21 protein-coding genes are annotated in these 26,187 nt (G+C 71.4%); 8 read left to right on the top strand and 13 right to left on the bottom strand.

Going from position 1 to position 26,187, the window contains the following annotated elements; genetic code table 11:
- The first annotated feature begins 65 nt into the window (after positions 1-65).
- Positions 66-1,262 (top strand): anhydro-N-acetylmuramic acid kinase, encoded by a 1,197-nt coding sequence (locus tag BLS56_RS09200; protein ID WP_091449542.1) that lies wholly within the window; start codon positions 66-68, stop codon positions 1,260-1,262.
- A complete protein-coding gene (locus BLS56_RS09195; protein ID WP_091449541.1) occupies positions 1,249-2,784 on the top strand; it encodes a sodium:solute symporter in 1,536 nt (511 codons plus the stop codon). The genes BLS56_RS09200 and BLS56_RS09195 overlap by 14 nt, the downstream gene beginning before the upstream one ends.
- A gap of 136 nt (positions 2,785-2,920) precedes the next feature.
- Here BLS56_RS09195 and BLS56_RS09190 read toward each other — a convergent pair whose 3' ends face one another.
- Entirely contained in the window at positions 2,921-4,363 is a 1,443-nt protein-coding gene (locus tag BLS56_RS09190) for an FAD-binding protein (RefSeq protein WP_091449540.1), read from the bottom strand.
- A gap of 73 nt (positions 4,364-4,436) precedes the next feature.
- Complete coding sequence (locus BLS56_RS09185; RefSeq protein WP_091449539.1) at positions 4,437-5,354, bottom strand: GNAT family N-acetyltransferase; 918 nt, start codon at positions 5,352-5,354, stop codon at positions 4,437-4,439.
- Between the two features lie 73 nt (positions 5,355-5,427).
- Here BLS56_RS09185 and BLS56_RS09180 point away from each other — a divergent pair, with 73 nt between their 5' ends.
- On the top strand, positions 5,428-5,745 hold the full coding sequence (locus BLS56_RS09180; RefSeq protein WP_228771496.1) for a GNAT family N-acetyltransferase: 318 nt from the start codon (positions 5,428-5,430) through the stop codon (positions 5,743-5,745).
- A gap of 13 nt (positions 5,746-5,758) precedes the next feature.
- Here the strand turns inward: BLS56_RS09180 and smc are convergent, their stop codons facing one another.
- From smc to BLS56_RS09155, 5 genes are all read right to left on the bottom strand, one after another.
- Positions 5,759-9,487 (bottom strand): chromosome segregation protein SMC, encoded by a 3,729-nt coding sequence (gene smc / locus BLS56_RS09175; protein ID WP_091449537.1) that lies wholly within the window; start codon positions 9,485-9,487, stop codon positions 5,759-5,761.
- 99 nt (positions 9,488-9,586) lie between these two features.
- Positions 9,587-10,393, bottom strand: a complete 807-nt coding sequence (locus tag BLS56_RS32170; protein ID WP_091449536.1) for an anti-sigma factor family protein — start codon at positions 10,391-10,393, stop codon at positions 9,587-9,589.
- Positions 10,390-10,908, bottom strand: a complete 519-nt coding sequence (locus BLS56_RS09165; protein ID WP_091449535.1) for a sigma-70 family RNA polymerase sigma factor — start codon at positions 10,906-10,908, stop codon at positions 10,390-10,392. Before BLS56_RS09165 ends, BLS56_RS32170 begins: the two co-directional genes overlap by 4 nt.
- A gap of 57 nt (positions 10,909-10,965) precedes the next feature.
- Positions 10,966-11,280, bottom strand: coding sequence for an acylphosphatase (locus tag BLS56_RS09160; RefSeq protein WP_228771495.1), 315 nt, complete (start codon positions 11,278-11,280; stop codon positions 10,966-10,968).
- 205 nt (positions 11,281-11,485) lie between these two features.
- Positions 11,486-11,974: a hypothetical protein gene (locus tag BLS56_RS09155; RefSeq protein WP_139190576.1), complete on the bottom strand. Its 489-nt coding sequence runs from the start codon at positions 11,972-11,974 to the stop codon at positions 11,486-11,488.
- A 25-nt stretch (positions 11,975-11,999) separates the two neighbouring features.
- Between BLS56_RS09155 and BLS56_RS09150 the strand changes: the two genes are divergently transcribed.
- A complete protein-coding gene (locus tag BLS56_RS09150) occupies positions 12,000-12,716 on the top strand; it encodes a CAP domain-containing protein (RefSeq protein WP_228771494.1) in 717 nt (238 codons plus the stop codon).
- Here BLS56_RS09150 and BLS56_RS09145 read toward each other — a convergent pair.
- The 6 genes from BLS56_RS09145 to kdpF are packed head-to-tail and all read right to left on the bottom strand — an operon-like array spanning position 12,713 to position 20,305.
- Positions 12,713-13,396, bottom strand: a complete 684-nt coding sequence (locus BLS56_RS09145) for a response regulator (RefSeq protein ID WP_091449532.1) — start codon at positions 13,394-13,396, stop codon at positions 12,713-12,715. The genes BLS56_RS09150 and BLS56_RS09145 overlap by 4 nt on opposite strands.
- On the bottom strand, positions 13,393-15,909 hold the full coding sequence (locus BLS56_RS09140) for a sensor histidine kinase (RefSeq protein WP_324187505.1): 2,517 nt from the start codon (positions 15,907-15,909) through the stop codon (positions 13,393-13,395). The genes BLS56_RS09145 and BLS56_RS09140 overlap by 4 nt, the downstream gene beginning before the upstream one ends.
- 14 nt (positions 15,910-15,923) lie before the next feature.
- A complete protein-coding gene (kdpC, locus tag BLS56_RS09135) occupies positions 15,924-16,532 on the bottom strand; it encodes a K(+)-transporting ATPase subunit C (protein WP_091449530.1) in 609 nt (202 codons plus the stop codon).
- 1 nt (position 16,533) lies between these two features.
- A complete protein-coding gene (gene kdpB / locus BLS56_RS09130) occupies positions 16,534-18,573 on the bottom strand; it encodes a potassium-transporting ATPase subunit KdpB (protein WP_091449529.1) in 2,040 nt (679 codons plus the stop codon).
- Positions 18,570-20,219, bottom strand: coding sequence for a potassium-transporting ATPase subunit KdpA (kdpA, locus tag BLS56_RS09125; RefSeq protein ID WP_091449528.1), 1,650 nt, complete (start codon positions 20,217-20,219; stop codon positions 18,570-18,572). Before kdpA ends, kdpB begins: the two co-directional genes overlap by 4 nt.
- Positions 20,219-20,305, bottom strand: a complete 87-nt coding sequence (gene kdpF, locus BLS56_RS30520) for a K(+)-transporting ATPase subunit F (RefSeq protein ID WP_139190583.1) — start codon at positions 20,303-20,305, stop codon at positions 20,219-20,221. Before kdpF ends, kdpA begins: the two co-directional genes overlap by 1 nt.
- 427 nt (positions 20,306-20,732) lie before the next feature.
- Between kdpF and BLS56_RS09115 the strand changes: the two genes are divergently transcribed.
- The 4 genes from BLS56_RS09115 (at position 20,733) to casA (ending at position 26,174) form a co-directional block, all read left to right on the top strand.
- Positions 20,733-21,035, top strand: coding sequence for a hypothetical protein (locus tag BLS56_RS09115; RefSeq protein ID WP_091449526.1), 303 nt, complete (start codon positions 20,733-20,735; stop codon positions 21,033-21,035).
- Positions 21,032-21,442: a ribbon-helix-helix protein, CopG family gene (locus BLS56_RS09110; protein ID WP_091449525.1), complete on the top strand. Its 411-nt coding sequence runs from the start codon at positions 21,032-21,034 to the stop codon at positions 21,440-21,442. Before BLS56_RS09115 ends, BLS56_RS09110 begins: the two co-directional genes overlap by 4 nt.
- A gap of 336 nt (positions 21,443-21,778) precedes the next feature.
- A complete protein-coding gene (locus BLS56_RS09105) occupies positions 21,779-24,565 on the top strand; it encodes a CRISPR-associated helicase/endonuclease Cas3 (protein ID WP_091449524.1) in 2,787 nt (928 codons plus the stop codon).
- Positions 24,552-26,174 carry a type I-E CRISPR-associated protein Cse1/CasA gene (gene casA, locus BLS56_RS09100; RefSeq protein ID WP_091449523.1) on the top strand — a complete coding sequence of 541 codons (1,623 nt, stop codon included), beginning with the start codon at positions 24,552-24,554 and terminating at the stop codon, positions 26,172-26,174. The genes BLS56_RS09105 and casA overlap by 14 nt, the downstream gene beginning before the upstream one ends.
- Positions 26,175-26,187: the final 13 nt, after the last annotated feature.

The raw sequence follows: 26,187 nt of genomic DNA, 5'->3' as shown, positions 1-26,187 counted from the left end.
TAAATCTTGGTCAATAACCAACTTAAGCCTTGCGCGGGCGGCCAGTGTGCAATAAACCACAGATCATGGGCTGGCAGCGGGTGGTCGGGTTGATCTCCGGCACGTCGATGGACGGCGTGGACGCGGCCGTCGCCGACCTGCGGTTGCGCGGCGGGGTGGTCGAGATGGTCCCGGTGCGCCACCGCGTGACCCCCTACCCCGGGTCGCTGGGCGCCGACCTGCGGGCGGCGCTGCCGCCCAACGTCTGCACCGCCGAGCGGCTGTGCAGGCTCGACACCGAGGTCGGCCACGCGTTCGCCGCCGCGGCGGTGGCCGCCATCGGCGCGGGCGGCGCCGACCTGGTCTCCTCACTCGGGCAGACGGTGTTCCACTGGGTCGAGGCGGGCACGTGCCGCGGGACGCTGCAACTGGGCCAACCCGCGTGGATCGCCGAGGCGACCGGCCTGCCGGTGGTGGCCGACCTGCGGGCCCGCGACGTCGCCGCGGGCGGGCACGGCGCGCCGCTCGCGGTCGTCCTGGACCGACTGCTGCTCGCCGACCCGGACACCACGACCGCCGCGCTCAACCTCGGCGGCATCGCCAACGTGACGATCCTGGCGCCGGGCCTGCCCGCGCTCGCCTTCGACACCGGCCCGGCGAACGCCCTGCTCGACGCCGCGACCCGGTTGCGCACCGGCGCCGACCGCGACACCGGCGGCGCGCTGGCCGCGCGCGGCTCCGTCCGCCATGACCTGCTCGACGTGCTGCTTGCCGACCCGTACTACGCCGCGCCGCCGCCGAAGTCGACCGGCAAGGAGCACTTCCACGCCCACTACCTCGCCGACGCGCTCGCCCGCGTCCCCGACGTCGGCGACGCGGACCTGCTGGCGACCCTGGTGGCGCTGACCGCGACGACGGTGGCGCGGGTGTGCCGCCCGCACGGCGTGCGCCGGGTGCTGGCCTCCGGCGGCGGGGTGCGCAACCCGGTCCTGATGTCCGCGCTCGCCGCGGCGCTCGCGCCTGCCGAGCTGACCACGACCGACGCGCTGGGGCTGCCCGCCGACGCCAAAGAGGCCTACCTCGCCGCCCTGCTGGGGTTCCTGACCTGGCACGGTGTGCCCGCGGACCCGGCGTCGGGGGCGGACGGGCCGCGCCTGCTGGGCAGCATCACTCCCGGCCGCTTCCCGGCGCGCTGGCCTGACCCGGTCGCGGGTCCGGTGCGCGGCCTGCGGATCGTCGACCCCGTCCCCGAACCGGCTGGAGGCTCCCGTGCGCGCCCTTGACCTCGCGATCATCGTGGTGTTCCTGGTCGGTATGCCGCTGCTGGGCGTGCTGATCGCCGGGCGGCAGAAGTCGGCGAACGACTACTTCGTTGGCGAGGGCAAGATCTCCTGGTGGGTCGCCTGCCTGTCGGTGGTGTCGGCGGAGACCTCGACGTTGACCGTGCTCAGCGTGCCTACCGTCGCCTATCTTGGCGCGTTTACCTATCTCCAGTTAGCGATTGGCTATGTGCTGGGCCGGATAGTCGTGTCGTTCGTGCTCTTGCCGCGTTATGTCGCGGGCGACATGACCACCGCGTACAACTTCCTCGGCAAGCGGTTCGGCGCGGGTTTGCAGGGCACGGCGTCGGTGACGTTCCTGTTCACCCGGCTGCTCGCCGACGGCGTGCGGCTGTTCGCCACCGCGATCCCGATCAAGGTCGTGCTCGCCGCGTACGGGGTGAACGCGGCGTACTGGCAGATCGTGGCGGTCCTCGGGGTCGCGATGGTGGTCTACACGTTCTTCGGCGGCGTCCGCGCGGTCGTGTGGGTCGACGCCATCCAGATGCTCTGGTACGTCCTCGGCGGTGTCGCGGTCATCGTGGTGCTTTCCGGGAAGCTGCCCGACGGCTGGTTCACGACGGCGGTCGACGCGGGCAAGACGCAGCTGTTCGACTTCACCAGCGGGCCGTTGAGCAACCCGTACTCGGTCGTCACCGCGGTTATCGGCGGCGCGGTGCTGTCGATGGCCTCGCACGGCGCCGACCAGCTCATCGTGCAGCGGCTGATGGCGTGCAACGACGTGAAGGCCAGCCAGAAGGCGCTCATCGCCAGCGGCGTCGTGGTCTTCTTGCAGTTCGCGCTGTTCCTGTTCATCGGCACGATGCTGTGGGCGTTCTACCGCGGGCTCGACCCGGTCGAGGACCTCGGGCTCACGGCCAACGACGAGCTGTTCGCCTCGTTCATCGTCACCGAGCTGCCCAGCGGCCTGTCCGGGTTCGTCATCGCGGGCATCCTCGCCGCCGCGCTGAGCTCGTCGCTGGGCGCTCTGGCGTCCTCGACGGTCACCGACGTCTACCAGCGGGTCGTCCGGCGGCCGCTGTCCGACCGGGAGCTGCTGCGGCAGGGTCGCTTGTGGACAGTGGTGTGGGCGGGCGCGCTGATCGTGTTCGCGTCCCTGTTCACCACGACCAAGAACCCGATTGTCGAGACAGCGTTGGCGATCACCGGTTACACCTACGGCGCGCTCTTGGGCGCGTTCCTGCTCGGGCTCTTGGTGCGCAAGGCGCGGCAGACGGACGCGATCATCGCTTTCCTGGCCACGGTCGCGGTGATGGCGTTCGTGATCCTCGGGCTGAAGTTCAGCAAGAGCACCGGAGCGTTCCTCGGCGTCGACTTCGCCAAGGCTTCCGGTGACTCGGTCGCGCTGGCCTTCCCCTGGTACACGCCGCTTGGCGTGCTGGTGACCCTGGTCGTCGGCGGGCTGCTCGCCCTCCGGCACCGCACCCGGTCGCTGGCGGCGAGCACCGTGGCGGACCGCCGGTGAGCTGGCGGAATACAGCCCCTTCGCCACTCCATCAACGTCACGCTGGACGGGTGCTGAGTTCGTGGTGCATCCCCGGCTCGGGGGCGGTGGCGATGCGGTGCGAGCCGAAGAGGTAGCCGAGCCTGAAGCGACACCGCTAGCCGAAGACGCCTTGCTCTGGGGCGAGGACGCCGCGCGGGTCGAAGCGGGACTTGGCGAGCCGGGCGCGGCGGTACTCGGCGCCGTAGTGCGTGGGCCAGTCCGCGAATCGGGTGGGGATGGCGCTGATCGGGTACTGCTTACCGCCCATCGCGACAGCGCGGTCGTACGCGGCCCGGTTATCGGCCAAGAGCCTGCTGACCGTGGTCTCGTCAGGCGGGGCGACCATGCGCAGGATCGCGAAGAGGAAGACGACAGCGCTGTCTGGCACGGCGACCAGTGGACGGGTCAGCAGAGACCGCGGCATCGGGTAGAGCAGGATCGGGCCGCCCCCGGTGTCCGCCGGGGTGAGCGTGGCGAGCAGATCGTCGACAAAGGGTTCCACGACCGCGTCCGGGAGGAACAGGTTCAGCCACGGGCTGGGGAACTTCAGCGCCTTGAGCTGCTCGACCAGGTCGTAGATCCGGTTCAGCCAGTCGAAATACGGCAACGCGGAGATCTCGGCGGTATCCGGGGCGGGCAGGCCGCGCTGAATCTCGGCGTCGTCCGGGACGTCGGCGCCGGAGTAGTAGACCGCGCCTTCGAGCAGGTAGCCCCAACCGCTGTCGGTCTGCACTACCTGGCCTTCCAAGTAGTCGAACCGGCCATCAGCCAGCGCTATCCGCTGGGCGTTAGTCAGGTCGGTCAGCCGGGAGTAGCCGAGGCGGTAGACGCGGGCGGTCGTCTCGGCGGGGACGAGCCGGATGATGGCCCGGACAATGATCGCGTACTGGCCCAGGCCGCCGAGGACGACCTCGAACAGGTCCCGGTTCACCTGCGGCGAGCAGCGCACCCGCTTGCCCTCGCCGGTCACCACGTCGAGTTCCAGCACGTTGTCGACCTGGAAGCCGTGCCGCGAGCTGGCGCCGCCGACCCCGCCCACCGACAGCGTGCCGCCGACCGACAGCCCCAGGTAGTCGGTGGCCACCGACGGGGTGAGGCCCGCGGCGGTGGCGGCCCGGAACAGGTCGAGCCAGGTGACGCCCGCGTCGACGACAGCGCCGCGCGGGGTGAGCTCGTGGATCTCGGCCAGGGTGCGGGAGTCGATCACCACGCCCGCCGGGGCCTGCGCCTGGCCGAAGGTGGAATGGGCCTGCCCGCGCATGGCGACGGCGACGCCGTGCGCACCCGCGAAGCGCACGATCCGCTCGATGTCCTCGACCGACCCCGGCCGCAGCACCGCGCGCGGCCTGCGGTGCGCGATCTGGCCGTAGTCCTCGGCCGCCTCGGCGAGCGCGGCGTCGTCGGTCACCAGCTCGCCGTCGAGGCCGGGGACCGCGACGCCGCCCGTGCCGGTCTCGGCCTGCGCCCGGGTCACCCAGCCCAGGCCCGCCGGGTCGAAGGCGACGACGGCCGCTGCTGCGCCAGCGGCGAGGAATCGGCGGCGGTCGACGTCGGCCATCGGGGCACTCCTCGCAAGCGGATGATCACACCGGGGTGGTCACCCTAACGAGTGAGAGGGGCGCGAGCCACCCTTACTTGCGGCGGTAGCCGACCAGCTCCAGGTGCAGGTCGAAGCCCAGGGCGGTGAACATCCGCTCCGAGGCGTCGTTGCCCAGCGCGATCACCGCCGCCGCCCGCTGCCGCGCGCCGTGCCGGGCGGCGAGGGCGCGCAGCAGGGACCGGACCAGCGCCCGGCCCGCCCCGGCGTCGCGCATGTTCGGGTCGACGGCGACGTAGTCCAGATACAGCTCGTCCTCGGCGACGAAGCCCGCGGCGTAGCCGATCAGCCCGTCGACCCCGGTCAGCACGACCACGGTGTGCCCGCGCTCCCCGTCGACCAACTGCCTGCCGCTTACCGTGCGCTGCGGGAAACACCGCTCGTGCAGCTCGACTACCTGCGCGCGGATAGCGGGTTCGGCCCCGAGCACGCGCGGGCCCTCCCCCGCGTCGACAGCGGACACCAGCACCGACCGCAGCGCCGAGCCGGTCAGGGTGAACACCCGGCTCGCCGCGCCAGCCGAGAAGCCCTGCCGGGCGGCGAAGTCGCCCAGCCTGCGGTTGCGGCGGTGCCCGTAGAGCTCCAGGTCGTCGATGCCCTTGAGGCGGGGCAGCGCGAGGGCGGCGTCGAACAGGTCGTCCGCGGTGTTGTGCCACACCTGCCTGCCCGCGGGATGGGCGGCGGGCACGTCCACGAACGGGCCGTGCAGCCAGGCGCGGCCGGTCTCGGCGTCGGCGTCCACACTCAGCACCGCGCGCACCGCGCCGCTGTCGTCGGTGCCGAGCACCGCCCCCGAGACCCAGTCCGGGGCGAACCGCCCGAACTCCTCGGCCACTTCCTCGGCGGTCACGCCGTGGTAGCCGATGTGGTGCTCGGGGTCGGCCTGCAGCCGGACGAGCAGGGCGACGACGGCGGGCTGATCCGCGACGGTCGCGGGACGGATGGCGTACATGCCCGAAATCGTGAACTCTGGGGATGGCCCCGCGCGAGCGGATTACGAGCGGGCCACGACGGAAGGAGACCCGGTGAGCGGTGCGGACAGGGTGAAGTCGCTCGACCTGCGCGACGAGCCCGCCAAAAGCCAGTACGAAGGCTGGCACGACGGTCAGCTGGCGGGCTACGTCCAGTACAACCGGCTGGACGGCTCGGTCGCGCTCATGCACACCCAGGTGACCGAGGCGTTCGAGGGCCGCGGCGTCGGCGGGGTGCTGGCCCGCGCCGTCCTGGACGACATCCGGGCCAAGGGGCACACCGTGCGGCCGTACTGCCCGTTTCTGAAGGGGTGGATCGACAAGCACCCCGAGTACCAGGACCTGCTGGCCGCGGACACCCCGGCGGGCTGAGCCGCACCCGCTGTCATTCTGCGGAAGGTTCCGCCTCGGGCGTGGCGTCAGGAGCCGCCTGCTCGGCCGCCGGGGTCTCGTCCGCAGTCGGCTCGGCAGCCTCGTCGGGGTCGCTGTCGGCGGGTTCGCGGTGCGGGGAGACCCGGGGGCCCACCGGGTCGCGGTCGGCGCGCGCGAGGCGCTGGGAGATCACCTGGGTGATGCCGTCGCCGCGCATGCTGACGCCGTAGAGGGCGTCGGCGATCTCCATCGTCGGCTTCTGGTGGGTGATGATGATCAGCTGGGAGCTGGCCCGAAGCTGCTCCAGCAGGCCGATCAGCCGACGCATGTTCGTGTCGTCCAGCGCGGCCTCGACCTCGTCCATCACGTAGAACGGCGACGGGCGGGCGCGGAAGATCGCGACCAGCATCGCCACCGCCACCAGGGACTTCTCCCCGCCGGAGAGCAGCGACAGGCGCTTGACCTTCTTGCCGGGCGGGCGCGCCTCGACGTCGACGCCGGTGGCGAGCATGTCGTCCGGCTCGGTGAGGATCATCCGGCCCTCGCCGCCGGGGAACAGGACGTCGAAGACGGTCTCGAACTCGCGGGCGACGTCGTAGTAGGCCGAGGTGAAGACCTCCAGGATCTTGTCGTCGACCTCCTTGATCACGGTGAGCAGGTCGCGGCGGGTGTCCTTGAGGTCTTCGAGCTGGGTGGAGAGGAACTTGTAGCGCTCCTCCAGCGCCGCGAACTCCTCCAGCGCCAGCGGGTTGACCTTGCCGAGCTGCGCCAGGTCGCGCTCGGCCCGCTTGGCACGACGGGCCTGGGTGTCCCGGTCGTACGGGGTGGGCGGGGGCATACTGACGTCCTCGCCGCGCTCCTTGGCCTGCTCGTACTCGGCCAGCTCGGCCGGGCTCGGCGGCACCGGCACGTCCGGGCCGTACTCGGCCACCAGGTCGTCCAGGCCGATGCCGAACGACTCGGCGATCTTGGTCTCCAGCTGCTCCAGCCGCAGCCGCTGCTCGGCGCGCAGCACCTCGTCGCGGTGCACGGCGTCGGTCAGCTTCTCCAGCTCCGTCGACAGCTCGCGCACCTTTCCGCGCACGTCGGCCAGCACCCGCTCGTGGTCGGCGCGCTGGGCCTGCACGACGTCGCGTTCCTCGGCGGCGCGGGCCAGCGACTGGGCGATGCGCTCCAATGCGAGCTCGCCGCCTTCGACCACGGCCTGGGCGATCGTGGCGCCGCGCTTGCGGGCGGCCATCGCCCGGGACGCGCGCTCGCGGGCCTCCCGCTCGGCGCGGGCGGCGCGGCGGAGCTGGTCGGCCTTGCCCTGCAGCGCGCGGTGCCGTTCCTCGGCGGTGCGCAGCGCCAGCCGCGCCTCCATCTCCTCCTGGCGGGCCGAGGCCAGCGCGGCGGTGTACTCGTCGCGCTCGGCGGAGTCCGGCTCGGACTCCAGCGGCTCTTCCTGGACGACGGCCAGGCGTTCTTCCAGGTCGGCGAGCTTGGTCAACGCCTCTTCGCGGGCCTGCTCGACCTTGGCGCGCTGGTTGACCGCGCGCTCCACCTCGGCCTCGGCCGAGCGCAGCGCCTGCCGGAGCCGGTTCAGCCGCTCCGTCGAGCGCGCCGCGCGCACCTTGGCCTCGTTCATCGCCTCCTTGACCGCGCCGACCTCGATCCGGCGCGCCTGCTGCTCGGCCCGCGCGCCCTCCAGCGCGGCCGACGAGTGCTCCAGCGCCCGCTCGGCCGCGGCGAGCTTGGCGTTGGCCTCGTCCACGGCGGCCTGCACCTCGATGACGCTCTGCGCCCGCTCGGAGCCGCCGATCGCCCAGTACGCGCCGAGCACGTCCCCCTCTGGGGTGACCGCGCGCAGCTCAGGGTGCTCGCCCACCAGCGCCTTCGCGGCGGGCAGCCCCTCGACCACGGCGACCCGGTCGAGGGCGCGGTGCACGGCGGGCAGCAGCGCCTCGGGCGCGCGCACCAGGTCGACGGCCCACCGGGCGTTCGGCGGCAGCGGCGGCCAGCTCGCCCGGTCGAGCGGGACAGCCGGTCCGCCGACGAGCATCCCGGCCCGGCCCGCGTCGCCCGCGCGCAGCATCCGCAGCGCCTCGACGGCGCCGTCCGGGTCGGCCACGGCCACCGCGTCGGCGACCGGGCCCAAGGCGGCGGCCAGCGCCGCCTCGTTGCCCGGCTCGACGGTCAGCAGCGCGGCGACCGACCCGAGCAGTCCGGGCAGCCGGTCGGCCGCGGCGAGCAGCGCGCCCGCGCCGTCCTTGCGGGACAGGCCCAGCGACAGCGCGTCGACCCGGGCCCGCCAGGACGCGATGTCGCGTTCGGCCTGCCGCTCGGCGCGGACCAGTTCCTCGACCCTGGCCTTGGCCGCGTCGTTGGCCTCGACGGCGTGCCGGTGGCGCTCGGTTAGGCCCGCGTCGTCGGTGTCCTCGACGCCGGTCTCGGCCTGCGCCTCGGCCAGTTCCTCCGCGGCGACCTCGGCGCGCTCACTGGCCTCGTTCAGTGCCACCGAGAGCCGGTCGATCTCCTCGGCGGTGGCGTTGGTCTTGCTGCGCAGCGCCTCGACCTGCCCGGCGAGCCGGGCCAGGCCCTCGCGGCGGTCGGCGATGGCCCGGACCGCCGCCAGGTGCGCCTTCTCCGCGGCCTGGACCATGCGCTCCAGCTCGGCACGGCGCTCGGTGGACTCGGCCAGCGCGTAACGGGCCTCGGCGACGGCCTCGCCCAGCTCCGCCTCCCGCATCGCGGTGTGCTCGGCCTCTTCGTCGAGCTCGTCGGGGTCGCGGCCGCCGCGCGGGGCCTCGACCGACGCCGACAGGTGCCGGGCGCGCTCGACGGCGAGCCGGACCGTGCCGCGCAGCCGCTCTTCCAGCGCGGAGAGCCGGTACCAGGTCTCCTGGGCCGCGGCGAGCTTCGGCGCGTCGACCGAGAGCAGGTCCTCCAGCTCGGTCTGCCGCGACTGGCAGATCTCCAGCGCCTGCTCCACCTCGGAGCGCTTGCGCCGCGCGGTGGCCTCGTCGGCTTCCTCGCGGGCGATGTCGGCGCGCTGGGTGACCAGGTCGTCGGCGTGCAGCCGCAGCCGGGCGTCGCGCAGCTCCGACTGCACGGTCTGCGCCCTGCGGGCGATCTCGGCCTGCTTGCCCAGCGGCTTGAGCTGGCGGCGCAGCTCGGCGGTGAGGTCGTTGAGGCGGGTGAGGTTGGCCTGCATCGCGTCGAGCTTGCGGATGGCCTTCTCTTTGCGCTTGCGGTGCTTGAGGACGCCAGCGGCCTCCTCGATGAACGCGCGGCGCTCCTCGGGCTTGGACTCCAGGATCGCCGAGAGCTGCCCCTGCCCGACGATCACGTGCATCTCGCGGCCGATGCCGGAGTCCGACAGCAGCTCCTGGACGTCCATGAGCCTGCAGCCCTGGCCGTTGATCTCGTACTCGCTGGCCCCGTCGCGGAACATCCGCCGCGTGATGGAGACCTCGGCGTACTCGATGGGCAGCGCGCCGTCGGCGTTGTCGATGGTGAGGGTCACCTCGGCGCGGCCGAGCGCAGCGCGGCCGGAGGTGCCCGCGAAGATGACGTCCTCCATCTTGCCGCCGCGCAGGCCCTTGGCGCTGCCCTCGCCCATGACCCAGCGCAGCGCGTCGAGCACGTTGGACTTGCCGGACCCGTTGGGCCCCACCACACAGGTGATGCCTGGCTCGAACTTCAGCGTCGTCGCCGAGGCGAAGGACTTGAACCCCTTCAGCGTCAGACTCTTGAGGTGCACGAGGCAGGGACCCTTCCGGGGGAGGCGAAAGCTGCCGTTATCCGGCTGAGACTACCTGTGGCCGCTCCGCGTCCGGCGCAGGTGGGGCCGCGCGTCGGGTCAGGACGGCGCGGGAACGTCGACCAGGACGATGTCGTCGTCGGTGATCACCTCAAGGCGGGCGATCTTGGCCAGATCGATCGACGTGCTGCCGGGAATCCGCTCCCCCTGGGCGTAGCCGGTGTCCCACCAGCCCGCGATCTCGCGGTTGCCGTGGCGGTCGCGCACGACCAGCTTGCACGGCTTGCCCGGCGGCACGTCGTGCAGGCGGATCGCGACCTCGGTGCCCCACGCGCGGTCGGTGAGGTCGACGTCGGCGCGCACGCCGCTGGCCGCGTCGGTCGCCGACCAGCTCACCGCGACCGGCTGGGGGGCGGTGGGGACGCGCAGCGCCTGGTAGCCCAGGACGCCGCCGACGCACAGCGCCACGACGGCGGCCGCGGCGGCGGCCATGAGCCCGAGGCGGCGCGGCTTCTTCCGCCGGTCGGCGATGGGAACGACCTTCGCCTGCCCGGCGGGCGCGGCGAGCCGCTGCTCCGCGTCCGCCTCGCGAGCAGGGTCCGAGTAGGCAGAGTCCGAGAAGACCGGGTCGGTGAAAGCAGAGTCGGTGAACGCGGAGTCGGTGAACGCGGAGCCTTCGGCCGCGGCGAGGTCGGCGGCGGTGACCTCGAAGGGGATGTCCTCGACGCCGTCCTCGAAGTCCTCCGGCGAGATGCGGTGCAAGAGGCCGGGCAGCGGGGCGAGCTGCACGAGCTCGCCGCGGCAAGCCGCGCAGCCGGTCAGGTGCGCCTCGAACGCCGAGCGCTCGGCCGGGTCCAGCGCCCCCAGCAGGTAGGCGCCGAGGGACAGGGTGTGCTTGCAGGTCACAGCTCGGTCACCCCCCGTTCCTCCAGTGCGCCCCGCAGGGCGCGCAGCGCGTAGAACGACCGCGACTTGACCGTGCCCGGGGGGACCCCGAGCACCTGGGCGGCCTCGGCGACGGTGCGGCGGCGGTAGAACAGCTCGGCGATCACCGCGCGGTGGTCGCGGGAGAGCGCCCGCATCGCCTCGGCGACCTGCCAGCCCTGCAGCACCTGCTCGAACTCGTCGCCAGCGCGCGGCCAGTCGTCACCGTCGATCGGGACCTCGGCCACCCGGGCGCTCTGCCTGCGGTAACCGGAGATCACCAGGTTCTTCGCGACCGTGTAGAGCCACGGCCCCGCTTTCTCCGCCTCCAGCGAGTCGGCGTTCCGCCACGCTCGCAACAGTGTTTCCTGCACGACATCCTCGGCGCGCTGATGGTCGCCGCCGACCGCGCGCAGCACATAGCCGAGCAACGGCCGCCGGTAACGGCTGTAGAGCTCTCGGACGAACTCGTCGTCCCGCTCCGGGGTTCTCCCCACGTCAGGCTCTACGCCTCCCGGGTCCAGGCGGTTCAGTCACCCCGGTCACAGCCGGGCTCACCGCTCGGCGAACCCGTCGACGCCGCCCTTGGCGGGGCCCCACTGCTCGACAACGGCGTCCACCGCGCCCGGGGTGCGGCCGGAGCGCAGCGCGGCCAGCAGCCGGTCGCACCGGTCCCGGGCGCCCTCGGCGACCACCTCGACGCGGCCGTCGGCGGTGTTGCGCGCCCAGCCCGCGAGCCCCAGTTCCAGCGCCCTGGCCCGGGTCCACCAGCGGAAGCCGACGCCCTGCACTTGGCCGCGCACCCACGCGGTCAACCGGACCTCGTCGGCCCTCGACTCCCCCGACGACTCCCCGGACACCTCAGCCACCCGCCTATCGTGCCGCAGACCCGGTTCCCGCGGGCTGGGAGGTGCGGCCGTCGTTGCCGGACTCCGGTGGGGCACCTGGTAATTTCCCCCTTCGTGGCCGCCGGGATTCGGCGAGTCAGGGAGGTAAGACCTGCATGTCCGAACCAGACGACCGGGTTGAGGAATCACCGCCAGAAGAGGACCGCCCCGGTCTGCGCCGAGCGCCCTACGCCATTCTCGGCGTCGCGGGCGTGGTGCTGTCCACGGTGTTCGCGGCGGTCGCCGCGCTGGCCACCGGCGACGTCGACGGCGCGAACTCCCCCGGCAACCAGCGGGTCCAGGTCAGCCAGACGCGGACCTCCACGTCCAGCCCGGCGGCGACCAGCAGCCTCGACCCGACCACGTCGGAGTCGAGCACCGAGTCCTCCACCACGTCGTCCGAGTCGGCTGAGTCGTCGCTGACCACGACGACCTCGTCGAAGAAGACGACCCGAGCGACCACCACGACCACTCTGCCGCAGCCCCCGGCAGGCGGCGAGCCGACCACGACCAACCAGCCCCCGGTCTCGAACACCCCCAGGCCGCAGCCCCCGTCGAGCAGTTCCACGATCATCACGCCGACGGACCCGACGACCTCGAGCAGCCAAGAGCCCCCCACCACTTCGTAGAGCCGCCAGCCGTAGCGCCACCCTCGGTAGTGTGATCCACATCTCACCCGAAAGGTGCTACGTTGCCGAGCCGTGACACCTGGACGGGGACGCGGCGGCTGGCTGCCCGCCGTGCTCGTGGCGCTCGCGGTGGGCGCGGGCACGGCCGGGATCGGCTCCGTCCTGGCAACCGAGCCCCCGACCGTGGTCAGCGCGCCCCACCGGGTGACGGCAGTTCTGCCGCCTTCCCCAGAGCCGTTGCTGCCGCCCGCGCCGCCGCGAACCCGCAAGCCGGTCCGGCCCACGACGGCCCCGGCGCGGGTCACCAGGACGAGCGCCCCGGCTCCGCCCACGGTTACCTCAAACCCGGCCACCACCCCGCTGTCCAGCACCCCGCCGTCGGTTTCCCCATCGAAGCCGCCGACCACAGTGCCCACCGACCAGCCGGTCGCCGCCCAGGTCCTCGCGCTGACCAACGCGGAACGGGCCGCCGCAGGCTGCGCGCCGCTCACCCCGGACGCCCGGCTCGACCGGGCCGCGCGGACGCACAGCGCGGACATGGCCGCCCGGGACTACTTCTCCCACGTCAGCCTCGACGGGCGCACGTTCGTCGACCGCGTCGTGGCCGCCGGTTACGCGAACCCGGGCGCGGAGAACATCGCGTTCGGACAGCGCACCGCCGCGCAGGTCATGGACGCGTGGATGGCCTCGGCAGGCCACCGGGCGCACATCCTCGACTGCGAGCTGAAGACCATGGGCCTGGGTCTGGACACCGACGGCTACTACTGGACCCAGCTCTTCGGGCGCTAAAGCTCGAACCGGTAGCCCATCCCCGCCTCGGTGATGAGGTGCCGGGGCCGGGACGGCTGCGGCTCCAGCTTGCGCCGTAGCTGCGCCAGGTAAACCCGCAGGTAGTGCGTCTCGGCTCCGTACGCCGGTCCCCACACGTCCTGCAAGAGCTGCTTCTGCGCGACCAGGCGGCCCCGGTTGCGGACCAGCACCTCCAGCACCCCCCACTCGGTGGGCGTCAGGTGGACCTCGGCGCCGTCGCGGTGGACCTTCTTGGCCGCCAGGTCGACGGTGAACGACGCGGTCTCGACCACGGCCTCTTCCACGCCGGGCGCGGCGGCCGCGCCCCTGCGGACGGCGGCGCGCAGCCGGGCGAGCAGCTCGTCCATGCCGAACGGCTTGGTGACGTAGTCGTCCGCGCCCGCGTCGAGCGCGCGGACCTTGTCGCCGCTGTCGGTGCGGGCGGACAGCACGATGATCGGCACCGCCGTCCACCCGCGCAGCCCCTCGATCACCTCGGCGCCGTCGATGTCGGGCAGCCCCAGGTCGAGGACGACGACGTCGGGGCGGCCCTCGGCGGCGGCGCGCAGGGCGGCTGCCCCGTCGTGCGCGGTGAGCACCTCGTAGCCGCGCGCGGCGAGGTTGATCCGCAGCGCGCGCACGATCTGCGGTTCGTCGTCCACGACGAGCACTCTGGTCACGGTGCGGCCTCCCCAGCCGAGGTGTACAGGGGCAACGAGATGACGACGGTGAGCCCGCCGCCGGGGGTGTCCTCTGCGCGGATGTCGCCGCCCATCGCCTCGGTGAATCCCTTCGCGACGGACAGTCCCAATCCGACCCCGGGGGTGGCGTCCCGGTCGCCGAGCCGCTGGAACGGCGCGAACGCGGTCTCGGCCGCGCCCCGGGGCAGGCCCGGTCCGTGGTCGACCACGCGCAGCTCGACGCGCTCGGCGTGCGCGCTCGCCCGGATCGCCACGTCCGGGCCGCCGTGGCGCAAGGCGTTGTCGACCACGTTGGCGATGACCCGCTCCAGCAGGCCCGCGTCGCCGACCACCGGCGGCAGGTCCTCGTCCACGTCCAGCTCCACCGCCGACCACCCGTCGAGCCCGGCCAGCGCCCGGGAGACGGCCTCGTCGAAGGTGACCGCGCGCAGGGCCGGGGCGACCGCGCCGGTGGCCAGCCGGGACGAGTCGAGCAGGTTGTCGACCAGCCCGGCGAGCCGGTCGGCGGACTCCTCGACGGTGGCGAGCAGTTCCTCGGTGTCCTGTTCGGACAGCTCGATGTCGGTGGCGCGCAGGCTGCTCGCCGCCGCCTTGATCGAGGTGAGCGGGGTGCGCAGGTCGTGGCCGACGGCCGAGAGCAGCGCGGTGCGCAGCTCGGTGGTCTCCGCGCGGCGGCGGGCGAGGTCGGCCTCGGCGGCCATCCGCTGCTGGCGCAGGGCCAGCAGCGCCTGCCCGGCGGCCGCCTCCAGCACCCTGCGGTCGGATGCGGGCAGCTTGCGCCCGCGCAGGGACAGGTGCACCTGCGGGGTGACCGCGATGTCCACATCGGCCTCGTCCGGCTCCGTGCACGGCCCGGGGCCGACGCAGGCGACCCGCTGCCACTGCCCGTCGGTGCGCTCCAGCAGGGCCACCGAGGTCAGCGCGAAGTTCTCCCGCACCTTCTCCAGCAGCCGGGCCAGCGGATAGGGGTGGGTGAGGACGGTGCGCGCGTACGAGGCGAGCAGCGCCGCCTCGGTGCGGGCGCGCGCGGCCTGCTCGGCGCGGCGGGCCGCCCGGTCGACCACGAGGGCGACCAGCACCGCGACGACGACCATGGCGACCAGGGTGACCACGTTCTGCGGCGCCTCGATGGTGAGGGTGTGGAAGGGCGGGGTGAAGAACCAGTTGAGCAGCAGTGCCGAGAGCACCGAGGCGAGCAGCGCGGGCCCCAGCCCGCCGACCAGCGCCACCACGACGGTGGCCAGGACGTAGTCGACCACATCGGTGGACAGGGTCAGCTCGTCGCGCAGCAGCACGCCGACCAGGGTGGCCAGCGCGGGCGCGACCACGGCCAGCACCCAGCCCGCGATCCGCCGCGACCGCCGGTGCGGGCTGCGGCCGACCGGGACGCGCACGCCGCTGTTGGCCTGCTCGTGGGTGACCATGTGCACGTCGATCGGGCCGGACCGGCGCACGACGCTCGCGCCGATGCCCTCGTCGAACAGCCGGGCCAGCCGGGAGCGGCGGGAGGTCCCGATGACGAGCTGGGTCGCGTTGACCCCTTGGGCGAAGTCGAGCATCGCGGTCGGCACGTCCTCGCCGACGACGGAGTGGAACGTGGCGCCGACGTCCTCGGCGAGGGTGCGGTAGCGGGCGGTCTCCTGCGGCGCGATGCCCGCCAGCCCGTCGCCGCGCAGCACCGTGAGCACCATCAGCTCCGCGCCCGCGCGGGCGGCGATGCGCCTGCCCCGCCGGATCAGCGTCTCGCTTTCCGGGCCGCCGGTAATGGCGACCACTACCCGTTCCCGCGCTTCCCAGGTGTCGGTGATGCTCTGCTCGGCCCGGTAGCGCTGGAGCGCGACGTCGACCTGGTCGGCGACCCACAGCAGCGCCAGCTCGCGCAGCGCGGTCAGGTTGCCGGGCCGGAAGTAGTTGGCCAGGGCGGCGTCGACGCGCCGGGCCGGGTAGACGTTGCCGTGCGCGAGCCTGCGGCGCAGCGCCTCCGGGGTGATGTCGACCAGCTCGACCTGCTCGGCGCGGCGCACCACCTCGTCGGGCACGGTCTCCTGCTGCGGCACCCCGGTGATGCGTTCCACCACGTCGTTGAGGCTCTCCAGGTGCTGCACGTTGACCGTGGAGAGCACGTCGATGCCCGCGTCGAGCAGCTCGGCGACGTCCTGCCAGCGCTTGGCGTTGCGGGAGCCGGGCACGTTGGTGTGCGCGAGCTCGTCGACCAGGGCGACCTGCGGGGCCCTGGCCAGCACGGCGTCGAGGTCCAGCTCGGCGAACACGTGGCCGCGGTGCTCCGCGCGCCGGGGCGGCACGGCCTCCAGCCCCTCCAGCAGCGCCGCGGTCTTCTCCCTGCCGTGCGTCTCGACCAGCCCGACCACGACGTCGGTGCCGCGTTCGACTCGGCGGCGCGCCTCGCCCAGCATGGCGAAGGTCTTGCCGACGCCCGGCGCCGCGCCGAGGTAGATGCGCAGCTCACCCCGGCGCGCCGCCCGTTGCCCCACGATCCTCCCTCAGCTCATCTGGCGGCCTGGACCGCCAGGTTCAGGCTCAGCACGGTCACGGTCGGCTCCCCGAGGAAGCCGAGCGCGCGCCCGTCGGTGTGCTCGGCCACCAGTCTCCGCACCCGATCCTCAGTCAGGCCGCTCGCCCGCGCCACCCGCGGGACCTGGATCTCGGCGTAGGCGGGGCTGATGTGCGGGTCGAGGCCGGAGCCGGACGCGGTCACCGCGTCCACCGGGACCTGGGCCGGGTCGACGTTCTCCCGCAGGGAGACCAGCTCGACGCGGCGGCGGACACGGCCGTTGAGGTCGTCGTTCGACGCGCCCTTGTTGGACCCGCCGGAGTTCGACGGGTCCCCGGGACCGAGCGGGTCGGCCGAGCCAGCCGAGGGGCGGGTGTGGAACCACGGGTCGTTCGCCGGGTCGGCGGCGACCGGGTCGACGCCGATCAGCTCGGAGCCGACGGGGAAGCCGTCGACGGTGACGATCGAGCCCTCGGCGTTGTCCCGCAGGCCGGGGGCCCGGCTGACCGTCCACACCGCGAGCGGGTAGACGATTCCGGTGAGGACGGTCAGCACGAGCAGTGCCCGCAGTCCCGCCGCGGTCTGGGTGAGCAGTCGTTTCATGTCACATCCCCGGGATCAGTCGGACGAGCAGGTCGATGAGCCAGATGCCCGCGAACGGGGTCACGATGCCGCCGAGTCCGTAGACCAGCAGGTTGCGCCGCAGCAGCGACTGGGCGCCCGCGGGCCGGTAGCGCACTCCCCGCAGGGCCAGCGGGATCAGGCCCACGATGACCAGCGCGTTGAAGACCACCGCGGACAGGATCGCCGAGTCCGGCGAGTGCAGGTGCATGATGTTGAGCCGGTCGAGCTGCGGGTAGACCGCGGCGAACATCGCGGGCAGGATCGCGAAGTACTTCGCCAGGTCGTTGGCGATGCTGAAGGTGGTCAGCGCGCCGCGGGTGATGAGCAGCTGCTTGCCGATCTCGACGATCTCGATGAGCTTGGTGGGATCGGAGTCGAGGTCGACCATGTTGCCCGCCTCCTTGGCGGCCATGGTCCCGGTGTTCATCGCGACCCCGACGTCGGCCTGGGCGAGCGCGGGCGCGTCGTTGGTGCCGTCGCCGGTCATCGCGACCAGCCGCCCGCCCTCCTGCTCCGCGCGGATCAGGGCCATCTTGTCCTCGGGTTTGGCGTCGGCGAGGTAGTCGTCCACGCCCGCCTCCTCGGCGATGGCGCGGGCCGTGAGCGGGTTGTCGCCGGTGATCATGACCGTCTTGATGCCCATGGCGCGCAGCTCGCCGAACCGCTGCCGCATCCCCGGTTTGACCACATCGGACAGTCGGATGACGCCGCGGACGATCCGGCCCTCCGCGCACACCAGCGGCGTGCCGCCCTCGGCGCCGATCCGGTCGACCACATCGCGCACCTCGTCGGGCACCAGGCCGCCCTGGTCGACGACCCACTCCCGCACCGCGCTCGCCGCGCCCTTGCGCACCCGGCGGCCGTCGAGGTCGATGCCGCTCATCCGGGTCTGCGCGGTGAACGGCACGAACTTCGCGGCCCGCTCCCGGTCCGTCGCCCCCTTGAGCAACCCGTGCTCCTTGGCGCACAGCGCCACGATGCTGCGGCCTTCCGGCGTCTCGTCGGCCAGGCTCGACAGCCGCGCGGCGACGGCAAGCTCGTGCACGGTGGTGACGCCGATCGGGATCAGCTCGGTGGCCTGGCGGTTGCCGAAGGTGATGGTGCCGGTCTTGTCCAGCAGCAGCGTGCTCACATCGCCGGCGGCCTCGACCGCGCGGCCGGAGGTGGCCAGGACATTGCGCTGCACCAACCGGTCCATGCCCGCGATGCCGATCGCCGAGAGCAGCGCGCCGATGGTCGTGGGGATCAGGCAGACCAGCAGCGCGGTCAGCACGGTCACCGACTGCCGCGCGCCGGAGTAGGCCGACATCGGCTGCAGGGCCACGACGGCGAGCAGGAAGATGATCGTCAGGGTGGCGAGCAGGATCGTGAGCGCGACCTCGTTCGGGGTCTTCTGCCGCCGCGCGCCCTCCACGAGCGCGATCATCCGATCCACAAAGGACTCACCGGGCTTGGTCGCGATCCGCACCACGATCCGGTCGGACAGCACGGTGGTGCCGCCGGTCACCGCGGACCGGTCGCCGCCGGACTCGCGGATCACCGGGGCCGACTCGCCGGTGATGGCCGACTCGTCCACCGTCGCGATGCCCTCGACCACGTCGCCGTCGCCCGGGATCACCTCGCCCGCCTCGACCACCACCAGGTCGCCGACGCGCAAGTCCGCCCCCGGCACGCGTTCCCGGCTGCCATCGGCCACAATCCGCTGCGCCACGGTGTCGCGTTTGGCGCGGCGCAACGACTCCGCCTGCGCCTTGCCCCGGCCCTCGGCGACCGCCTCGGCCAGGTTCGCGAACAGCACGGTGAACCACAGCCACACGGCCACCGCGACGGAGAACACGCTCGGGTCCGCCACGGCGAACACCGTGACCAGCACCGAACCCGCCCACACCACGAACAGCACCGGGTTGCGCACCTGGTGGCGCGGGTCGAGCTTGCGCAAGGCGTCCGGCAGCGAGGTAAGTAGCTGCCGAGGCGCGAACACCCCTGCGCCCACCCGCTTCGGCTCGGTCAGGACCGTCACGCCAGTGCCTCCGCGATCGGGCCGAGCGCGAGCGCCGGGACGAAGGTGAGGGCGGCGACCAGCACGACGGTGCCGCCCAGCATCGTGGCGAACAGCGGTCCCGTGGTCGGCAGCGTGCCCGCGGTCTGCGGCACTTTCCGTTGCTCGGCAAGGGAACCCGCCAGGCACAGCACGGCGAGAATCGGCACGAACCGGCCGAACAACATGCACAGCCCCAAACTCGTCTGGAACCAGTCACTGGTCACGGTGATACCGGCGAACGCGCTGCCGTTGTTGTTGCCCGCGGAGGCGTAGGCGTAGAGGACTTCGGACAGCCCGTGCGCGCCCGGGTTGTTCAGCGCGGCGGCGGTCCCCGGCAGCAGCAGGGCGGCGCCCGCGCCGAGCAGGACCACGGTCGGCATGGCCAGCATCGCGATCGCCGCGCAGGTGACCTCGCGCTTGCCGAGCTTCTTGCCCAGGTACTCCGGCGTCCGCCCGACCATGAGCCCGGCGAGGAACATGGCGATCATGGCCATGATCAGGATGCTGTAGAGGCCGGAGCCGACGCCGCCGGGCGTCATCTCGCCGAAGAGCATGTTGAGCAGCGCCCCGCCGCCGCCGAGCCCGCTGAAGCTGTCGTGCATGGCGTTGACCGCGCCCGTGGAAGTCCCGGTCGTGCTGTTGGCGAACAACGCGGACCCGGCGATGCCGAACCGCTGCTCCTTTCCTTCCAGGCCACCGCCCGCGAGCAGCGCGGCGGTCCCGTGCTGGTGCGCCTCCGCCCACCAGATGACCGCGAGCATGGCGCTCCACAGCACACCCATGACCGACAGCAGGACGTAACCCTGCCGCCGGTTGCCCACCAGCGTGCCGAACGTCCTGGTGAGACAGACGGGAATGAGCAGGATCAGGAAGATCTCGACCAGGTTGCTCCACGCCCCCGGGTTCTCGAACGGGTGCGCGGAGTTGGCGTTGAACACGCCGCCGCCGTTGGTGCCAAGCTGTTTGATCGCCTCCTGGCTCGCCGCCGGGGCCAGCGCGATCGTGCTCTGGGACCCGTCCGGGTTCACGACGTCCACACCGGACTTGAGGCTCATCACCACGCCCAGCCCGACCAACACGATCGCCGACACAAAGGCGAGTGGCACCAGAATCCGGACCGTGCCCCGCACCAGATCGACCCAGAAGTTCCCGATCCGGTCGGCGCCCGACCGCGCGAACCCGCGCACCAGCCCCATCGCCACGGCCATGCCCACCGCGGCGGACAGGAAGTTCTGCACGGTGAGCCCGGCCATCTGCACCGTGTGCCCCATGACCGCTTCCGGCACATAGGACTGCCAGTTGGTGTTGGTCACGAAGCTGATGGCGGTGTTGAACGCGATTCCGGTGGGCACCGGCCCGCGCCCCAGGTCCAGCGGCAACAGACTTTGCAACCGCTGCAACAGGAACAGGAAAATCACCGACACAGCCGAGAACCCCAGCACCGCGGACGCGTAGGTCTTCCAGTGCTGCCCGGTCTTCGGCTCCACCCGCACGATCCGATAGAGGAAAGCCTCGACCCGCCAGTGCTTCTCGTCGGAGTAGACCCGGGCCATGTGGTCCCCCAGCGGCCGGTACACGACCGCGAGAGCGACCAACAGCAGAACCACCTGCAGCAGACCCGCCATCAGAACTTCTCCGGCCGAATCAACGCCACGAAGAGGTACACGATGAGCACCAGGGCGAGAACGCCCCCCACGACGTCCTCGGTCACAGCTTCTCCAACCCGCGCAGGGCCAGCGCGAGCACCAGGAAGCCGACGATCAACAGGGCGGCGTAGGCCAAGTCGGCCATGGTTTCCCTCTCTCCACGAGCCACCCCACCGGCGGCCCGACTCACGAGAGCGTGCCCCCGCGACCACCCCGTCTTCAGTGGACCTGACAGTCCCTTGACGCGGTGACCAGCCGTTTTTACGCCATCCTGACGCCCCGGTGACCGCCATCTCGCCCCGATCCCGACGACCCACCTCAGCAGTTGAGGAGCAGACGACAATCAGACCCCAGAGACGCCGATGCACCCGACGAAGTGCGCCGAAGCCAGTTACTGACCGGTAGATTGCCAGGTCAGCAAGGTCTTCCCTGGGCACACAGGGCAGTTCCACCTCGGTCGACTTGCGTAGTCATTTGTGTGACAATGTAGTCATGGAGGATTTGTGGTGGTCTGATGAGCAGGCGGAGTACATCCGCCTGCGTGATCAGCGCTACCCGGGCGCTCAGAACATCGAGCCTGGCTGGACGGTGGAAGCGGCGCAAGATCCACGCCGGGTGGTTCGGGACCCGGACCCGAAGAGTAGAAACCGACAGGCGATGCGGATCATCGGCTACTCGCACACGGCGGGATGCGTGCTCACGGTGATCTGCACCCGAGATGAGCACGCCGGGGTGACGGCGTGGCGAACCAGCGGGGCGGACCTGCGGGCGTACTTGGAAGGAGAGGGCCAATGACGAATCCTAAACTGAACCAGAGGATCGCGGCGATCCGGGACGAGTACGCCGAGGAAGAAGCCGAGGCAGCCGCGGTCGAGGTCGCGGTGTCCCGCGCGGCTGAGCAGACCACAATGTCGGTTCGGGTGCCCGCGACCCTGGCCGCTCAACTCAAACAGCACGCCGAGGCCCAGCACACGTCCACGTCGGCGCTGGTGCGGCAACTCCTCATGACGATGATGGACGCGATGACCCGCGCGCCCGCCCAGCGCGTCGACACGGTGACGGCCGAACAAATCGGAGCGCTCGCCATCCGCGAGCACTCGCCCCAGGGAGGGCAGGTCGACGCCAGGGCACTCACACCTGACCAGGTGGCGGAGGTGGAGCGGATCGCGCGCCGAGTCGCTGAAGAGGTCGCGGCAGGCTGACGATGCACGCCCCGGCCTTTCACACCCAATAGAACTGTTGTCCTGCTCGTCGTATTGCCCACCGCCGCACTCGCTGCCTTGAGCACCGGACTGACTGTCTGGCTGGTGCCTGTCTCGGTCAGCGCTCCCTTGCGAGTCCTTGTGTCGCTGGCTGCCTCCGGGACGACTTTCCCTTGGCCCTGTTCAGAGTTGCCGAACGAGTCGAGCGATTCCTGACGCGACACACCCGGGATTGCGCCATTCGGGGGTATCTCCTGGTCCGTTTGAAACAAACTCGAGCGCTCCGCAGATTCCTATGACCTAGGGCCACGGACCGACTACGACGGAAGCGAGTGCATGCTCAACCGGAACACCTGGCTGTCGGCCTGGGCCAAGTCGGACCGCGATGAACACAACGCCGTCGTCGCCTGGTTGCCGTTGCACCAGCACCTTGACGACACGGCCGCCGTGGCAGGTCGGTTGGTCGATGACTGGTTGTCTCCACAGGTGATCGCGCGGATTGCCCGCGACCTTCCCGACGGCTCGGCCGGTGTGCGAAAGCTCGCCTGCTGGTTGGCGGGCGTCCACGACGTCGGCAAAGCCTCGCCTGCGTTCGCCGTGCAGGTGCCGAAACTGTTCGATCACATGGGAGAGCACGGTCTTGTCGCTTCACCGCGAGTCGCCGACAGCCCGGATCGGCGGAGGGCGAAACATGCTCTGGTCGGTCACTGTGTGGTGCAGGACTGGCTGGTCGAGGAGATGGGCTTCGCGAAGCGGCATGGGGCCAGGCAGTTGGGGGCGATCGTCGGCAGCCACCACGGTGTGCCTCCTGAGCAGACCGAGCCGTCCTGGCTTCGCGGCCATCCCGACCTCGTCGGCACCGGGACGTGGGCCGAGGTGCGCGCCCACCTCCTGGAACGCGCCACAATCGGGATCGGCGGCCGGGAAACGCTCGCGGCGTACCGGGACGTCGTGCTCGGCAAGCCGGCTCAGGTGCTGCTCACCGCAATCGTGATCGTCGCCGACTGGATCGCCTCCAACACTGGCCTGTTCCCCCTGCGGCCGATCGCCACGCTCGCCGAGCCACCGCCGCCGCCAGATGTCGATGAGACCGCGGAGCGCTTGCGGCAGGCGTGGAAACAGCTCGACTTTCCGCCGCGCTGGGCCGCCCAGCCTCTCGGCGAGGACTTGGACCAGGTGTTTCGACACCGGTTCCGCAAGCCAACCGGAACTGTCAGGCCGGTGCAGGTCGCCGCGGTAGACATGGCTCGGGCGCAAACCAGGCCGGGTCTGATCATCATCGAGGCGCCGATGGGCTCGGGCAAGACCGAGGCCGCGCTGATGGCCGCCGAGCGGCTCGCGCACGCGTCCGGGGCGGACGGCTGTTTCCTCGCGCTGCCGACCCGGGCGACCTCGGACGCGATGTTCAGCCGCGTGCACGACTGGCTGGAAGTGTTGCCCGGACGCGCCGACGACCGTCCGGTTTCGGTGAACCTCGCGCACGGCAAGGCCCATCTCAACGACCAGTATGCCGGGCTCGTCCGGAAGTCGCGGTTCGCGAGGATCGGCGACGACGACCTCGGCGCCTTGATCGCGCACCAATGGCTCAGTGGAAGCAAGAAGTCCGGTCTGGCCTCGTTCGTGGTCGGCACGATCGACCAGGCGCTCTTCTCCGCGCTCAAGAGCAGGCACGTCATGCTGCGGCACCTGGGCCTGGCCGGGAAAGTCGTGATCATCGACGAGGTCCACGCCTACGACGTCTATATGTCCCAGTATCTGCACCGAACGCTGCACTGGCTGGGCGCGTACGGGGTCCCGGTGGTCCTGCTTTCGGCGACCCTGCCGAACCGGCGGCGCGCGGAACTGGTGCACGCCTACGACTCGGGAAGCGGCGCGCTGTCCGCGCAGACGAGCGAAGACTTGGGCTATCCGGTAGTCGTCGGGTCGGGAGGCGTCGAGCCTCAGGTGCTCGACCTTCCACCTCCCGGCACGGAGGTGACCATCGACCACCTGTCCGACGACCTCGACACGCTGGTGGCGTATCTGCGCGAGCACTTGGCCGACGGTGGCTGCGCGGTGATCGTGCGCAACACGGTCAGCCGAGCACAGGAAACCGCGGACCGATTGACCCAGGAGTTCGGCGAGGAGGATGTCACCATCAACCACTCCCGGTTCCTGGCTTGCGACCGCGCGCGACTCGACCGGGAACTGATCGGCAAGTTCGGTCCTCCCACAGCAGACACCAGCAGGCCGACCCGGCATATCGTGGTCGCCTCACAGGTTGTCGAGCAATCGCTTGACGTCGACTTCGACCTGATGGTCACCGATCTCGCTCCGGCCGACCTGGTGCTGCAACGACTCGGCCGACTGCATCGGCACGAGCGCACTCGACCCGCCTCGGTCCGCCTTCCGCGCTGCGCTCTGGTCGGCGTGGCGGACTGGACCGCGGCGCCGGTGACGGCGGTGCGGGGCTCGCGGGCCGTCTACGGCGAACACACGCTGCTGAGGTCCGCCGCACTGCTCGCCGCGCGGGCGCGGATCAGGCTGCCGCACGACATCGCGCCGCTGGTCGAAGCCGCTTACGGTGAGGCACCTCTCGGACCTGACACCTGGCAGCCCGCGATGGCCGCCGCCGCCCGCGCCGCGGCCGCCACATCCCGCAAGCGCACCGAGAACGCGCGGAACTTCCTCCTGGGAAAGGCCACCGGGGCGGGCAACCTGATCGGCTGGCTCAGCGCGGGGGTGGGCGACGTGGACGACGGTCCGAAGGGACTCGCTCAGGTGCGTGACGGTGGTGAGTCACTTGAGGTCCTGGTCGTCCAGCGAGACCAGGACGGCGGTTTGCTCACCCCGGACTGGATCGAGAGCGGCGGTGAGCAGATCCCCCTCGACCAGCCGGTGCCCCACAAGCAGGCGTGCGTAATCGCGGCCTGCGCGCTGCGACTGCCACCCGCGCTGTGCCACGCAGGCGTGATCGACCAGGTGATCGCCGAACTGGAACGCGAGCAGATCACCAGCTTCGCCCAGACCCACCTGCTCAAGGGGCAACTCGTCCTCGTGCTCGACCTGGAACGCACCACTGTCCTGCACGGATTCCACCTGACCTACGACATCCGCCGAGGACTGCTGCATGACCGAGTCTGACCCGCACTCCTTCGACCTGATCGACCAACCCTGGCTGCTTGTCCGTCGACTCGATGGCAGCGTGACCGAACTGTCCCTGCTGGAAACCTTCCGGCAGTCGGGCGACCTGGCCGGACTGGTCGGCGAAGTCCCGACTCAGGTTTTCGCGCTCACCCGGATACTGCTGGCCGTGGTCCACGATGTGACCGAAGGACCGCGCGACCTCGATGAGTGGAGCGAGCTGTGGAGCGCGGACGAGTTGCCTGTCGAGGACATCGCGGCGTATCTGGACCGCTGCCGGGACCGCTTCGACCTGTTCCACCCGCGGACGCCGTTCCTCCAAGTCGCCGGACTCCGCACGGCGAAGGGCGAGGTCTCCGGGCTTGACAAGATCATCGCGGACATCCCCAACGGAAAGCCGTTCTTCTCCACCCGCCTCGGCTCGGACCAAGCGCTGACCTTCGCCGAGGCCGCGCGGTGGGTGGTGCACTGCCACGCGTTCGATCCGTCCGGCATCAAGTCCGGCGCGGTCGGCGACGATCGGGTCAAGGGCGGCAAGGGTTACCCGATCGGCACCGGTTGGTCCGGCTACCTGGGCGGTGTGCTCCCCGAGGGCGCGAACCTGCGGGAAACGCTGCTGCTCAACCTCATCGCGCGCGATTTCGACCTCACGGCGGCCGACGCCTGCGTCGACCGCCCCGCCTGGCGCCGTGCGCCGGTGACCGCGGGCGTCGAAGACCCGGACGGACGGGCGCCGACCGGGCCGGTCGACCTGTTCACCTGGCAGAGCAGGCGAATCCGGCTGGTGCCGCAGGGCGACAAGGTGGTCGGTGTGCTGGTCTGCAACGGCGACCGTGTCATGCCGCAGAACAAGTTCCGCTTCGAGCCGCACTCCGCGTGGCGGCGCAGCCAGGCGCAGGAGAAGAAGCTGCGCGAACCGACTGTCTACATGCCACTGGAGCATGACCCCGAACGTGCCATCTGGCGCGGCTTGCAGGCCCTGCTTCCGCAGGCAGCGGCGGTCGGACAGAGCTCGGAAGCCAGTGCGAGGCTGGCGCCTGGCGTGCTCAAGTGGCTGGCGCTGCTCGGCGATGACGTGATCGGGCCGGACTTCCCCATCCGACTGCGCACGATCGGCATGACCTACGGCAGCCAAAGCTCCACCACCGCCGAGATCATCGATGACGCGCTCTCCATCCAGTCGATCCTGCTCAGCCAGTCCGCGGCGGAGTTGCGGGGAAAGGTCCTGTCGTGCGTCGAAGCGGCCGAGAACGGCGCGAAGGCGTTGGGATCGCTCGCGGCGAATCTGACCGCGGCCAGCGGCGGTGACCCCGCCGGATCTCGGGAGCGGGCCAAGGAATCGGCGTATGCCGAACTCGACGGGCCGTTCCGCGACTGGGTGAGCAGGCTCGGCCCGAACTCCGACGCGATCGAGCAACAGGTCCTCTGGCACCGGCTCGCCGGCCAGGTGGTTCGCGGGCTTGGCCAAGACCTGTTGGACAGGGCCTCGCCGTCGTCGTGGACCGGACGCGTGGTGAAGAACCGGCTCGTCACCTCCAGCCACGCCGACATCTGGTTTCACCGCGAGCTGCGCGAGGCGTTCCGACTGGCGTATCCGGACATCACATGACGATTCAGAAAGG

Source organism: Actinokineospora iranica (assembly GCF_900101685.1).
Taxonomy (GTDB): Bacteria; Actinomycetota; Actinomycetes; order Mycobacteriales; family Pseudonocardiaceae; genus Actinokineospora; species Actinokineospora iranica.
The sequence above is the reverse complement of the archived record's forward strand: the minus strand, read 5'-3'. Positions and strand labels throughout refer to the sequence as shown.